Raw genomic sequence first — 14,918 nt, 5'->3', positions numbered from 1 at the left:
AAAAATAAGCATAACTAAAAATGTCGCACGCGACACAACTGGTTATTTTAATATATCTAGTTAAGCTAGCCGGATACATTAGTGTAACCAGTTAAGCTTAATAAAAAAAGTTTTAAATTGTAATAACTAGTTAAGTATTTATGTGGTTATGCAGATATTAACCAGTAGTATTTATAGGCTACAGTCTTTATTCAACAAGCACTATAGAATATGCAGACATAACCAGTTAAGCTATGTCTGCGTAACTGGTTATGCACATACCTAACTGGTTAGCATCGTTGCAGTAACTGGTTATATATATATGCGTAACTGGTTATGCACATACCTAACTGGTTAGCATAGTTGCAGTAACTGGTTATATATATATGCGTAACTGGTTATGGTAACTGGTTATGTCTGCATATTCTATAGTGCTTGTTGAATAAAGACTGTAGCCTATAAATACTACTGGTTAATATCTGCATAACCACATAAATACTTAACTAGTTATTACAATTTAAAACTTTTTTTATTAAGCTTAACTGGTTACACTAATGTATCCGGCTAGCTTAACTAGATATATTAAAATAACCAGTTGTGTCGCGTGCGACATTTTTAGTTATGCTTATTTTTTGCCGCAGTGGCATAACTCCATTATCGTGTAATTAGTAAGTCAGGAATTGCGATCGCCAATTTCCAACTCTCAACTTCCAATTCCTAACTCCTAACTCCCAACTCCCAACTCCTAACTCCTAACTCCTAACTCTTAACTCCCAACTCCCAACTCCCAACTCCTAACTCTTAACTTCTAATCAAACAACGTCTTATTTTAGTTGTCAGCTTAGATAAATAACGGGTGATAGAAACTACCAATAATATTACGTGTCGTTATGCCAGAATAGGCGACAAAGACGCGACAGGAGCGCGAATACTAGCGACAGATGACTAAACATAACAAAGCACGAGACTTAGCCCGAAAGCTTTACCTAGAGGGGCAAAGTACAGATTTAATAGCTCAAAAATGTGAAACGTCACGCCGTACAATTCAACGGTGGATACAGGGCTTTGACAAAGAACTAGTGACAATTAAAGCAAAAGGTCAAACTAGCTCTACAGAAGCATCTCAAGAGATTTGTGGCGCTGAAATGTCCTCAGATGACGTTGAAGTGTCTTCAAATGTCATCTTAAATGACGCTGAAATTTTACCAACGTTAGAAAAAGTCGCGAGTTTAAAGAGTAGTGACGAATTAGACCTTACAGTCAGTAGTAGGATGGCGCTACACTTAATCAACTTGACTGAAAAATCATTACTCGCTTTAGATGATTGTTTAACTGATCCAGATGTTCGTACTGTTGATAAAATTAAAGCTGCTGAATTAGTTGGTAAGTGGACGGGCTTGGATGGCGGAAGAGTTGTAGAAAAAATCTTAAATAAATTTGATTTAACTAATGAAGGTATAGACGCTGAAAAATCAACTACAGTTATTATTCCTAGAAAGTTAGCAGAAGCTAAAAGAAAAAGACAAGAACTTAAAGACGATTACCATGAAGAGATTTATGATAATTTTGTTAAAAACAATTACTTCCCAAAATTGCTTGATAAGAATTTTTTCGATTTAGAAAGATTCCTAAGCGATATAGAATGCTTAGATATGCAATCGGAAGAACACAATTTTTGCGAAAGAGCAAAAATTATTTTATGCGAACGAGGTTATGAGAACGAATTACGAGAGTTAGGACATATTGATTAAAATGCTAACTCGGAAATTAACATCTCACCTTCTGCTTTGTCTCCAAATAATCGCCTTACCCAAGCAATACCATTATCTAAAATACTTAGCACCTGATATTGTCGGAAGTGTTGAGTACCAAATCCCACTTCTTTAATTGGGGTTTGAGATGCGATCGCGCTTTCCAATTGGCTATAATTCTCCGGCGGGTAATTCCGTTGTTGGTAATCAGCGTATAAATTATGTAATTGCGCTTGTTCAGGTTCAGTTAGCAGCCCCCAAGCTTCATTTATTTGCTGCTGGCTCAATGCAATCTCCCCCCAATCGTTCGCACTCCTAAGAATATCAGCAGGATATTCGGATGTAGATGTTACATCTTGTAATACCTCAGATTCTGGCTTATTTGCTGTGACAGAAGTTTGGTTTTTATTTAAAGAATAATCCAACTTGTGGCACGGGTCTAGAGCTTGCTGTGTCTGGGTTTGAGTGCATTTGGTTGAATCGTTTTTAAATTTTTGATTTAATGACTCAATTACGGTTAATCTGTGGGTATCGTAAAAATCATTTTGGTTTAATTTGTAGTATCTAACTGTGTCTTTACCTTGTCTTTCTCGACGCGATAACCCCATTTTTAAACCAATTCTCTCTAATAACCGATTGAGTAATTTTATCGGTGGATAATAAGAGGTAAGGTGAATCCCAAATGCTGATTTGAGTTTTTTCCTGTGGCGGTGACAATCTTTGATGAATTGCTGAATTTTGGGGGAATCTTCCGTAAGTTCTTCAAGCGGGTTGAGAAAATCAAGTAGTCCAGTTTTTTCAATGACTTCTACCTTATGGGAGTAAGATTTCACATCTGGGAGGTAGGCGACCCCGTTAGAAAACTGCCTTAACCTCTTACGCCATTCCTGCGAATCTAATTCCTTAGTGATTTCGGGATTATTAGCCATCCAGAAAAGTTTTATTTGATTTAGCCATCGCCTATCATCTTTGTAGATGGCTTTATAAAGGAAATCAGCGGTAAGCTCCACACCGGGTAATTCCCGTTTCAGCAATGCTTTAGTAGCTTTGTGGTTCTCCTCCTCCGTTCGTGACGGCTGATTTTTAATCCTCATAGCTTGCTCAACTTCGATGTCATCTGCTTTAGCTGTTGCCTCGGCTTTTTGGTGTTTGATTTCATTCTTCTCGAAGCGAACCGAATCGCCAGTAACCGTACCTTCATCAATCGCCACATCAATTAATTCGTGACCTTCATCAATTAATTCTTGCCTTAGCTGTACTGCTAGCTGGTTTAAGCTGTAATTCCTTCTGGCTATTTGCTTACAGTAAAGGTCAACATGAGCATTATCCCATCCCCCGTTCCCCATCATCGATTGCAATTGCTCAATCAATAAAGGAAGAATTTCTTTATCATCAATATCGCTACCTTCTGCTTTTTCCTTGGCTAGTTGCAAAGCTAATTCAATTACTTCAGTAGTAGATTTTTGATTACTGAATAAGCGCTTTTTGATTTCAGAAGGAAGATAAGAAGTAGGGGTATCTTCAGAATTACTAGCTCTGGCTTTACACCATACAGAGCGCGGTACAGATTGCCGTACCCGTGCTAACATCTGACGTGCTTGGGATGGCTCTAAATTGCCATAAAACAGCCCAAATACGTGTTTAAAGTGGTGAACATCAATACTACAACCAACTCCTAATGATGGGGTATAAAGCAATATTTTGGGTAAATAATCTTTAATCCTTTGATTGGTATGCTTTACAAAATCCTTGCCAAAATCCGTTTGAGTGACTTTGGAATCAACCCGAATTAATCCCCCAACCTTATTTTTAAGATAGGGATAGTTCTTCATTAGATGATTGGCTACAGCTTCACATTCTGCTTGATTATCTAAGGCTATAGCAATAGGTTCGCAGTTCTCATCACTTACCCAATCTTCAATTTGAGTAAGGAATAAATCGCGCTTTCCAGTGTAAAAATCAATCTCCCACGGGTCGCCTAAATAGGTGTGCTGTACGATGTAAGGAGTGTACCCGGTAATGGCTTTTAAATAATCATAAGAAACATTGGTAAAATCGGCATCGGCTACAATTACTAATCCCCCATTCTCCAAACATTCTTTTAATTTAACTTCTAAAGTTTTGAGGATTAATGACCGTCTATCCTTACAAGTACTACTAGTAGATAAATGATTTAAACCTAATTCGATTTCATCAATTACTACTAACGTATTACTCCAATCTCTATCAAACAACTTACCTAGTGAATCCCAACAGCAACCGATTTCGCTAATATTATCTATTGCAGTAGCGGTACTTACTTTACTGCCGAATTCATCTTTACTATCAATATCAGCATCTTCAATCCAGGTAAAATCCCATTGCACGGCTTGCGCTCTACCAAGGGCAATACGAGCATTTATAGATACAAAATTCATCCCCAATCTCTTATGCCGAATTGTTTCGATTATCGGCTTTATTGAAGTAGAATTTTTTGTAGTTGTACCTATTATGGAAAGCTGTTCGGGTTCCACTTCTGGCTTTATTTCTATCTCTTCCGTATAGCCACAGCAATGATTTTTAATTTCCTCAATTTGATGGCTTTTACCACTTCCTTTAGGTGCCTTTAGTGCTACTATTCCAGATTTAGGAATAATACTTACTAAATTGGGTAAATATTTCTGAGTATAGTCACAAATGTAATCAGCGGGATAGGTGAGAGAATGCAGCTTTTTCTGCTCATAAGCTACTCTTTCCTGATAATCAATGGGGCTGATATTATTAGCTGAATCATCTTTAATTCCCCCCCATTTAACACACAAAGCTTTGTAATCTTTGGTGTTTAAGTAGGTGATATTTTCAAATGATTCTAGTTCATCAATATCGCTGAATGACTTTAAAGACTGACCCCACCAAGCAATTCTAATTTCGTAACCAAGTTTTGAGAAAAATTCAAACTGCTGTAACCACCGTTGAGGCACACCGTCTTGGTTGGCTACATCACCAGCATCAATAGCAAAGGTTAAAATCTTTGTTTGATACTTGTTGCTGAGGTATTCTGCTGCTGCTTTGGTCGTTTTGGGACTGGTATTAAACCGACCGCTAGCAGCACCCAACACGGGAACGTTTAAACGATGCCTCAATAAACTTGGTTTAAAAGCGGTTCCTTCTGCAACCCAGATAGAATCCCCATTAAATTCCGAAGGCTCCAATACGACTATCGGTAGCTCACCGTTAAGGTGTGGGGTTGATCCGTTGGGGTGTTTCTTAGTAGCAGAGGTTAGCCAGCGGTAACGTCCTTTATCCGTGGCTTTGTTTAACCGTAACTGGCAGCCAACGATTAAACCATCCTTATTACTGATTGGACATATAATACCGCTCTCATGGGCATTTATGACCCCATTGCTGAGGATACCAGGAAGGTTTGACGGGTAATTATCCCCTACGTCTTGCCATTTCTCAATACTCCTATAATTGTCCTGTGTGATTTGTTCGAGAGTAAAGCCACGGTCTAGCAGTTGTTTATTGTCGCCATCGGATAAATGCAGTTGCTTGAGAATTGCGCGGTAATGGGTATCGCGTTCTGTTTCTGATAATTGTTTAGATATCTGTTGCTGTTTTCGCTGTTCTTTGGCTGCTAAATATTCCCGTCGTCGCCTTTCCCTCTCCTCCTGGCTTTGTTGGGTAAATGCGTCTAAATCTGTGGATGATTGCCACAAACCAAAGCCGTGAGCATCTTCACCACGGTAGTTGTATCCGGTTGGGGTAGTTACGGTTTCGCGACAAAATATTAAACCTGTAGTGTCGGACTGTCGGCAATCATTACGCAAACCGCTACATACTGGGCATTCTCCGCGCTTGTAGAAGGTAAAGCCGCTCATGAAGTCACCTCCCCATAAGGAAGATAGCTATCTAAAATTTCACCAATATGCTCTAATCCTTGCTGTGGCTGGCTTTCATTCAATGAGAATAAAGCCGCGTCACACCTCCCACACCTGCAAAATCCCTTATCTTCCTTGAATCGAATGATTATAAGCCCGGTGTGATGTCCGCAATATGGGCATAGGGATGATAATTTAACCGTTCCGTTGCTAGTGGGACGTTTCAGCATATGCCCTCCCACTGCAAATATTGCAGTCTGCGAATGGCATCATCACCGCTATAGCCTTGGTTCTCAAGCAATTCGAGCGATTCTGTCAATCGGTGTTCAGTTATGTAGTTATGTAGTTGCTTTTTTGAATTAATTTTTGGTAGTATGAAACTACGAAAAATTTTGAATTTATAAAGCCTCTTTCCGTCCGGGATAGGGGGCTTTTGCATTTTTAGGGACTCCTAATTTTGTAGCCCCTCTGGTTTATCCCCGTCCAAAACAGTATTCTTGTAACTAGTTATTAAACATTAAAAGAAGTTTGGTTGTAACTTCTTTTGGTGGTTCGGGTGGTACCGAACCGATGAGTCTGGGTGGTTCCGGACGGGAAAACCAAAGGGATTTACAGCCATTTTTTTGTTTGGCTTTCTAAAAAATAAATCTTTGACGCGATAAAAGAAACAGTTTGGGCAAAAGTGGTGTCAGCTTTTTGTAAAGGAATGTTAAGCAAGTAAGCTCTAGTTGTACAGCTTAAAGCTAGTTAAAATAAGGAGTCCAGCCTTTTTTGTTTTTGTATTGGTAATACCTTTTCTCCTCCCATTTAATAGAGCAAATTATTTCTTTTTCGGGTGATTTACTTCTTTGTTGCTGACAGACTTGGGTGTTTATCGCCAATAAAGAGTACTTTAAACTGTAGTAATTCCGTACTGCTTTTTTGATGAAATCGTCAGTTTTCGCTGCCTCATGTGCGGTTTCAAGAGCCAGTAACCTCCAATACTCAAATCCTTCTGTTGGAGTTGGTTTTCCTAATATCTTCTCTAGTCTTTTTTGTTGTGCTTCTGTTAAATCCCCAGTCCAGTCGGGATTAGATAATGATTCCCGAATGACTTCTCTAAGTTCTTTGTTGGTATTTAGTACGTCATTAACTGTCAACTTGTATCCTTCAACTGCTTGAAGAAATTTATTGTTAAAGTCTTCTTGAGTTACACCTAAAAATAATTCAATTTCCGATTTTGGTGGATTTTCTAAGTATGTAAAGGTTTGCTTAATGTCCTCCCAAGCAAATTGGTATACCCGGAACTCGGCAGCGTATACCTCAACGTCGAGCATGATTAGTTCGTACTGGGTTTTGGTAATCGTTCTTTCAAGTAGCGCCCTTCTTGCTGGGTTCCCTCCACCGCTTCCAAAGCAAGCTTGAAAATTTTCAACTAAGAATTGATAATGCTGCTCGGTTGTCTTCCACTTCCAAACCAAATCAGGCGTATTGCAATATAAAGCCAAACTGGGAGATGGAACCTTTAGCTGGTTCATCTGGCTATGCAGCTTACTTAAATATTCTTGGGGTTCTTTTTGAATAGAAGCGAAAAGTTCCATCAACTAAGCTCTAAAATTTATGTGTAAAAACAGCATAGAAAGAAGTAAGAATAAGCAATTTAACCATAATCGACCGCAAGCCCAAGCCCGCAGTCGATTTTAGCGCAACAAGAGAAAGTAAGAAAAGGCGTTTTAAGGTAAATGCTCAAAAGTTAGGCACTGAAGGAAAAATGAGAACCGATGCTGGGACACGTACGTTGCTCACTCCCCCGTACATATTTGACTCTGGCTTAAGAGATTTTGCTGTCAGTGGCTTAAAACAGTTCTGGCATCTCATTTTTCACCCCTACCGTTTATTAGTTCTCCTAGCTTGTCAATCTCATCAGGTCGGTACAACTGCTGATTAGGATTAGCATTTAGCTTATCCATTAGCACATGAAACGCTTCAGTATTTCCTTGATGCTCCTTTAAATACGCTTTTAGCTCTTGAATACTCATGTGTTCAAAATTACTACTCATGGCTCAAACCTCCAGATTCCATCTTTGAGTATGCTTATCGCTAAATTATTACCAGCAAGAATAAAAATATTGTTTGTCCGTTCATCTAACCTGATAACGTGTACTGGCAACTGATAGAAGCAAGTAATATTTTGTGCAAGCCTTACGCAAACTTTGGCTTGTATGTTTGTGTAGTAATCATTTTGACTTGAGGATGTCACGCTACGCCTTTACTGTTTTTTTCTGTTGAGGAATATTCTTGCTCTTGTTGTGATGTAAGGGCATCAATAACAAGTGTTTCTACAAGATTAGAAACTGTACGATTTTGTAACTTAGCTCGTTCGGTCAATTTCTCCTTAATTTCATGCTCACAGGTAAACATTACCTTTGCTTTTTTAGTAGCTCCCATATTTATTTATCACTTCAGTAGTTATTTAATAGCTTAAACCAACTGCAATTCTATGAAAGCTTATCACAGCAAGAAATACAGCTAATAACTACTGATAAATATTGATAGATATTGACAGCTACTGAAGCTATCAATTAGGATACCATTTAAACCAGCTTATGCAACCCCTACCACGCGGGAACCCCTAACCCAGTTCCCGTGCCATCTTTACGCGCTTATTCAGGAGATAAGAATGATCAAGCTACTCAACCCACTGCCAAAAATCCGATCACTAATCTCAGCCTACAAATACCGAAACGATATTTGTATTGATGACTCAACCTACTGCTATAAATGCCACCAGAACATAGGCTATGACAGCGCTGTAGCTTGTCCCAACCAAGAAACAAGCCGCTGTCCTATCTCCCCAATTCCGTTTTAGAAAATAAATGTAAATTTTTATGAAGCTAGCAGAAAGCATTTACAACGGATTAACCAACTTAGGCAACGGAATCGATCACGCAATAGAAAAACAGATTACTTGGAATAGGGAGAACCGCGAGACTGGTTGGTTGCCAGATGAAGAAAAACTTCGGTTCCTAAAATACGACCTTTACCGGAACGCTAGAACGGGCAAGGACACGTCAGAACTGAGAAAAGCCATAAACACCCTAAGCAAGGAAATCGAGCGCGAGACGGCTTTTAATAACTCTCTAACGGCTCAATTAAACACATTCACCAACACGGTGCTTGTAGTGGGTGTTAGTGCAATAGTCGGAAGTTTCTTAGTTACTGGCTTAGGTTGTCGGAATCAATCAAAATTTTGCACTGATACCGCAAATATCAGCAATTCAATTATCAAATATTTCACTGGTGAATAAATTTTTGTGAAGCGAGTAACCCTAGCCCGGTTACTCACTTTGGATATGTCCCTACCGCAAATAGTAACAACATAAGGATTTTACCAAAATGACCAATACAAACAGTAAAAAACCTCAAATATCCAGAGTCGGCGTAGTTGGTGAAGGTCGCATGAGAAATGCAGAAGCCGAGGTCAAAAAAATCGAACTAAACGAGAAAATCAACTACCAGCAAGTACAGCAATTAACCGCAAAACATGAGGAAGAAAAATTCAAAACATCAATCGCTTGGACAAAAGCTGATACCACCGGAATTAACGCGCAAATCCAAGAAATAACCTATCAACAAACAGGGATTGAGAGAGACATTGCACTGGCTAATAGAGATATTAAATATGTTGAACTTGGCATGATAGAAGACAAGTTACAGTTATTAGAACATCGTGCTGAGTTAGAACACGTAAAAAGCGTAAAACAGCTAGAGGGAATGTCAATCGAGATTGACCAATTAGAGTTTAAAAATAATGAAACAAAGCAGATAGGTGAAGCTTTTGGAGTGAACTATAAGCAGCGAACATTCCCGGTACAAAAGATTAAATCTTATCTCAAGGAAGGGCTGTAAATGAGAGAGATTAAAGATAATTCCCTTCAATATTACTTACTCCATCATTCAGCAGTTCTGTTTGGCACTTCCTTGATATCTCGGTTTATAAAACTGTTGGTAGCGCTTAATTTACCATCACCACTTGGCTTATTATCAATCAGTAGTTTTGGTTTAATATTCCTGATAATTTGGGCATTTTGGTGTTACCAGAATTGGCATGATTCATGGTCGCTGATTGAGAGAATGTACCGCTACGGAATGGTAGGGACTATTGTGATCGGGTTAATGGTTGGATTTATTTAGCCCGACTTTCATACTACAAGTTAAGTTAAAACGAATTTTACGACACTTGCAGATTAGCGCTAATTAAGTCGTTAAATCAAAAATTCCAAAACCAACCAGCAAAATGTACTCAAACACAGTTGCAGCAAGCCACTCAGGTGGCACAGAAGCTAAGTAATTGTTTATATAATAATCAAACTTCTGTGCCAGTAAATAAGCCAACGTCTAGCGTACTACATCTTGTAGAAATTGCCCGAAAATTTATTACCCTGCTCAAGCGCATGAAAGAAACAGAAGCTAAAAACCCGGACTATACTTTCCAGTTGACACTACTAGTATTCCTAGCATCAATAATCATCCCTACCCAGTTTATTAAATCAGATGGTAAATGGGATAATTTACCCAAACTATTACCTCCCCTAGCTGGCTTAATTCTGAGTATTGAAATAATCCGTAATACCAAGCACGAACCCACAGAAAGAGAGAAAGATATTTCTGAAAGATATGAGGGGTTAGACGTTAGAGAACAGCAATTAAACGAGCGTGAAGTAAGAATATTAAATGCAGAGAAAACAGCCAAGTCTGAGCGCGATAGAAAGCAAGCTGAGCTTAATTCTAAAATTCAATCAGTTAATGAGTCGGAAGCGGAACTAAGGAAGCGTTTAGAGTCAATAAATCAGTTAATTGATGACCGTGCCGAAATTATGGCAGAAAAATTAAATAACAATTACATCGAACGAGAAAGAGAGTTAGAAGGGCAATATCAACAAAAGCATTCTGAGTTAATGGAATGGTACGACGGTCAACTTAAAAAGTTAAATAATTACAAATTCGAGTTAGAGAAAAACATCTTAGAAGCGCGAACAGAATTCAATCTGGAGGTGACAAAGTACGAACGCAAAATATTAGAACTCGAATTAACAATTAAGAAACTAAACGAACGTATCCGAGATTTGAATGCCCCACGGCTAGCCACTGGAGGGGATGAGATAGCGTGTCACGAATGCAATAAGGTAATTAGTTTTCTGTGGCGACATGACCCCCCAATACAAGTAGATGCCGAACCACTGGCTACCCCGATTGAAACTGGAGAACGGGAAACACGTTTCTGGTTACGATTGCGCGACCCGCTGCAATTCCCCTTACTCAAATCTGAGAAAGTCGCGAACGGGATAAGGTTTGAGGTTGGTAAAAATACGTCACCAATTATTCAACAGGAAGATTCAACCGACCTCGTGAGAATCACATTACCTTGGAATTCTAAAGCCCCCAAGCCGGAAGAATTAAACCGCAAATCAGTAGAAGACAGTTTAAAAAATATCTTGGATGTAGGGGCTGATAGGTCATGGTTGATTACAGGTCATCCCGGTGCGGGAAAAACCAGTACTTTGATTTATTTGGGTCAACAGCTTGGAGGTAAAGACGCGGTACGAATTGCCCTTAATCCACACCAAGATGATTATTCTAGTTATTCTCAATATGGCTTTTTAGAAATTAATGAATTGTCCGAAATATTCAATTACATTAGTTTGCTAAAAACCGAACTTGAGTTAAGACGTAAAGATAAAAATCGCAGGTTTAAATTAGTAATAGCAGTTGATGAATTGGGGGCAATTCTTGATTGTGGTGACGCTTCCGAAATAATGGGAATCTTCCGTCAGTTAGCTGTAGAAGGTCGGAAGTTAGGGTTAGTGGTTTTGATTGGTAATCACTCTCAAACTACAAAAGCGATATCAATGGATAGCGAGTTTAGAAGCGCGTTCTATCAGTTGTTTTTAGTAGGGGCTGCAAGATATGCAGTTGAGCAACCACACCGCAATACTGGCTTAAGCAAGCTTGAAGAGAATTACATTAAGAGTGCTGCTTATCCCGCTTTGATGTTAGCTAATATGCAGTATTCGCTGGTTTTGCATCCTACTCATGGGGATTATAAACAGTACCGCGATAAGGGTAATTTACCCCGCAACTTGGAACAGTGGGAATCAAGTATTAATAGCACTGAGTTAGTTAAGTTACTTGGTAAGTCCGAGGGTAAGTTTGGGGTAAGTTTTGGTAAGTCGGAGGTAAGTTTTAGTAAGTTTGGGGTAAGTGATGACGTAGCGGTAAGCTCTCAAAGCAATATACAGCAGTTACTTACGGACTTACCAGTAAGCAAACTTTACCCAGATATGGGGGATTTTGAGATATGGCAAGTAATTCAAAACAATCTCAGTACTCAAAGTAAAACTTATGTCATTGAAAATATTCTAGGATGCGGAGGAAAATATTTTAAGCAGTGTTCCGAATTGGTGGAATTGTTGCGTAATAAGTACGATTGAGCCGAATAAATAAACCAGTTAACCAAATAGCCTAACTAGTTATTGACATATTATAACCAGTTAGGCTATATTGTAACCAGTTAAATAAAAATATAACTGGTAACACGAGGTTTTAAAAATGTCTAAAGCATTACAGGATAAGGTAAACGAGCTATTTGAAGCAACTAAAAATCTAAAAAACTTTGAAGAGATGCAGCCATACTGTGACGATTTCAATATTTGGATTAAGGAAAACACTACATATAGCCAGAAGTCACTAGGGACAGTGCTTTCCCGTGCTGGCTTGTACAAGAAATTCAAAAGTTTACCCCTAGAACAGGAAGTTAACGCGGTTCCCGTTCCAAAGCTGGATCAAGACGGTAATCAAGTCGCAACTGAGTTAAAGCACTATGTTCTTACACAATGCGGCTTAACTAAAGTTGATTGGACTGATAGAAATACCACTACACGCGCTACAGACCGCTTAAGCAACGGCAACGAAATCAACCCGGATCAATTTTTAGAAGTTATAGGTAAATTGCTTTCCAGTGATGACCCGCACGAGTTAGCAGTAGGGTTAATTGCAGCTACCGGACGCAGACCTCACGAGATATTAGCCCGTGCCAAGTTTACCGCTGTTGAAGGTGAAAACTACCAAGTAAGCTTTGAAGGTCAAGGTAAAAAGCGCGGTGATAAGCCAGTATTTAAAATAGCTACTCTCTACCCTGCGAACTACATTATTAAGCTTCATAACCAGTTACTCAAAGAACCAAGTACCAAAGCATTACTCAAGGAAGTTACAGCCGAATTTCCCAACGATATAGCAGCCCAAAACCGCGCTATTGACTCCCGTCGTAACGGTTCCCTTAATCGTGTAGTCCGTGCTTACTTTGGTGATAAAGATAGCTCTAACCCAGTATTAGCAATCAGGCACGGTGAGGAACAAGATAACTGCAAAGCATTAAGGGCTGCTTATGCTGCACTGGCTACCGAGCGCGACTGTCCTAAATCGATAGGGGAAAAAATGTTACACGCGGCTCGGCTGTTAGGTCATTATGTAGGTGAAAAGCCTACCGATAGCAGTCTCAGACAAACAGTTACTACCCTTGGCTATCTTGATTACTACACCACTAAGCCCGTACTATTTCCAAGCGTTCAAACAAAAAATAAGCAATCAACTAATACCTTGAGAATCTTTTCTGATGACCTCGAAGTTATTAGAGAGTTACAACAAAAATGGGAATTACCTAACCAACAAACCACAGTTAAAAATTTAGTTGAATTAGCCCAAAAAGCTAAAGAGTTAGAAGAAAAACTATTAGATGCTCAATCGCAATTAGAAGAATTTAAAAATCAAAAAGTAGAAATAGCAGAAGAATTAACAATGGAAAATTTAGAAACTAAAATTAGCCGTATTCTGGATGAAAAATTATCTCAATTATTACCTCAACTAGAACAAGCAGAAGTAACTTCTGCTACTAAGAAAATTACAAAGTCTAAACCTAAAGAAGATGATACTGACTGGGAATCAATGCCAAGTGAGGAATTAAAGAAAAATAAATCTGGAGGTGCAGCCCAAGAAAAATTAAGACGTTCCTTTCTGGCTATTACTAACCATAATGACCACAAAGCAAGAGATAACAACGGTCAACCTGATACTGATAAGATGTGGGTAATTAATAATCAGGCATTACGTCAGCTATCTGGCTGCAATGGGATGTTAGTTAAAGATTGGATAGAACGTCATCAAACAGCGATTGACGACCATAACAGTAAATACGGACTAGGAACCTACCACAACAAGGGACGCGGCGATATTACCGAGGTAATTAGTTGGTAGAAGTGCTATCCATAACACCGCTGTTATGGGTTTTCCTAAGATGATATTTTAGGGGTTATGTCTTTTTTTCGCAAAAAATCAATCATAGATAGTTACAGCAATATTTGGGTTTTACCATCAAAAATTGATATGGTTTATTACAATAAATTTTGCAAACACCGTAACGTAACTTTACAAAACAAGCTTGATTCGATGATCTCGAATCAACAAAATAGCATGAATAGTAATTTAGTACTATTCAATAGACGCGGGTTTACACGATTGAATCATAGATAAGCACTGTGTCGATCTCGCTAATAACTGCACTGAGTCTCTATGTAACAAAATCAAATCCAATAAATCAACTACTGAGTAGAATGCTAATTTATCACGCGCCAATTAGGTTATGCCACTGCGACAAAAATAAGCATAACTAAAAATGTCGCACGCGACACAACTGGTTATTTTAATATATCTAGTTAAGCTAGCCGGATACATTAGTGTAACCAGTTAAGCTTAATAAAAAAAGTTTTAAATTGTAATAACTAGTTAAGTATTTATGTGGTTATGCAGATATTAACCAGTAGTATTTATAGGCTACAGTCTTTATTCAACAAGCACTATAGAATATGCAGACATAACCAGTTAAGCTATGTCTGCGTAACTGGTTATGCACATACCTAACTGGTTAGCATAGTTGCAGTAACTGGTTATATATATATGCGTAACTGGTTATGCACATACCTAACTGGTTAGCATAGTTGCAGTAACTGGTTATATATATATGCGTAACTGGTTATGCACATACCTAACTGGTTAGCATAGTTGCAGTAACTGGTTATGTCTGCATATTCTATAGTGCTTGTTGAATAAAGACTGTATCCTATAAATACTACTGGTTAATATCTGCATAACCACATAAATACTTAACTAGTTATTACAATTTAAAACTTTTTTTATTAAGCTTAACTGGTTACACTAATGTATCCGGCTAGCTTAACTAGATATATTAAAATAACCAGTTGTGTCGCGTGCGACATTTTTAGTTATGCTTATTTTT

Annotated in this window: 11 protein-coding genes; 6 read left to right on the top strand and 5 right to left on the bottom strand. The window is 38.5% G+C overall.

Going from position 1 to position 14,918, the window contains the following annotated elements; translation table 11 throughout:
* Positions 1-920: 920 nt before the first annotated feature.
* Positions 921-1,730, top strand: a complete 810-nt coding sequence (locus IQ247_RS27340; RefSeq protein WP_193924795.1) for a helix-turn-helix domain-containing protein — start codon at positions 921-923, stop codon at positions 1,728-1,730.
* Here IQ247_RS27340 and IQ247_RS27335 read toward each other — a convergent pair.
* The 5 genes from IQ247_RS27335 to IQ247_RS27320 all read right to left on the bottom strand — a co-directional run bounded on the left by IQ247_RS27335 (position 1,727) and on the right by IQ247_RS27320 (position 7,990).
* Positions 1,727-5,590, bottom strand: coding sequence for a plasmid replication protein, CyRepA1 family (locus tag IQ247_RS27335; RefSeq protein ID WP_193924793.1), 3,864 nt, complete (start codon positions 5,588-5,590; stop codon positions 1,727-1,729). The genes IQ247_RS27340 and IQ247_RS27335 overlap by 4 nt on opposite strands.
* A gap of 743 nt (positions 5,591-6,333) precedes the next feature.
* Positions 6,334-7,170 (bottom strand): hypothetical protein, encoded by an 837-nt coding sequence (locus tag IQ247_RS27330; RefSeq protein ID WP_193924791.1) that lies wholly within the window; start codon positions 7,168-7,170, stop codon positions 6,334-6,336.
* Positions 7,171-7,443: 273 nt separating this feature from the next.
* Complete coding sequence (locus tag IQ247_RS27325; protein WP_193924789.1) at positions 7,444-7,629, bottom strand: DUF6887 family protein; 186 nt, start codon at positions 7,627-7,629, stop codon at positions 7,444-7,446.
* The gene (locus IQ247_RS33700) at positions 7,626-7,829 is read right to left on the bottom strand and encodes a DUF6888 family protein (RefSeq protein WP_375341252.1); all 204 of its coding nucleotides are present in this window, start codon (positions 7,827-7,829) and stop codon (positions 7,626-7,628) included. Before IQ247_RS33700 ends, IQ247_RS27325 begins: the two co-directional genes overlap by 4 nt.
* Positions 7,826-7,990 carry a ribbon-helix-helix domain-containing protein gene (locus tag IQ247_RS27320; RefSeq protein ID WP_228060087.1) on the bottom strand — a complete coding sequence of 55 codons (165 nt, stop codon included), beginning with the start codon at positions 7,988-7,990 and terminating at the stop codon, positions 7,826-7,828. The genes IQ247_RS33700 and IQ247_RS27320 overlap by 4 nt, the downstream gene beginning before the upstream one ends.
* 467 nt (positions 7,991-8,457) lie before the next feature.
* Between IQ247_RS27320 and IQ247_RS27315 the strand changes: the two genes are divergently transcribed.
* The 5 genes from IQ247_RS27315 (at position 8,458) to IQ247_RS27295 (ending at position 13,879) form a co-directional block, all read left to right on the top strand.
* Positions 8,458-8,877, top strand: coding sequence for a hypothetical protein (locus tag IQ247_RS27315; RefSeq protein ID WP_193924787.1), 420 nt, complete (start codon positions 8,458-8,460; stop codon positions 8,875-8,877).
* 88 nt (positions 8,878-8,965) lie between these two features.
* On the top strand, positions 8,966-9,478 hold the full coding sequence (locus tag IQ247_RS27310) for a hypothetical protein (RefSeq protein ID WP_193924786.1): 513 nt from the start codon (positions 8,966-8,968) through the stop codon (positions 9,476-9,478).
* Positions 9,479-9,763, top strand: coding sequence for a hypothetical protein (locus IQ247_RS27305; RefSeq protein ID WP_193924785.1), 285 nt, complete (start codon positions 9,479-9,481; stop codon positions 9,761-9,763). It begins immediately after the preceding gene.
* 137 nt (positions 9,764-9,900) lie between these two features.
* Positions 9,901-12,060, top strand: a complete 2,160-nt coding sequence (locus tag IQ247_RS27300) for an ATP-binding protein (RefSeq protein WP_193924783.1) — start codon at positions 9,901-9,903, stop codon at positions 12,058-12,060.
* A gap of 118 nt (positions 12,061-12,178) precedes the next feature.
* The gene (locus IQ247_RS27295) at positions 12,179-13,879 is read left to right on the top strand and encodes a protelomerase family protein (RefSeq protein ID WP_193924782.1); all 1,701 of its coding nucleotides are present in this window, start codon (positions 12,179-12,181) and stop codon (positions 13,877-13,879) included.
* Positions 13,880-14,918: the final 1,039 nt, after the last annotated feature.

This window comes from Plectonema cf. radiosum LEGE 06105, assembly GCF_015207665.1.
Taxonomy (GTDB): domain Bacteria; phylum Cyanobacteriota; class Cyanobacteriia; order Cyanobacteriales; family Nostocaceae; genus Rivularia; species Rivularia radiosa_A.
The sequence above is the reverse complement of the archived record's forward strand: the minus strand, read 5'-3'. Positions and strand labels throughout refer to the sequence as shown.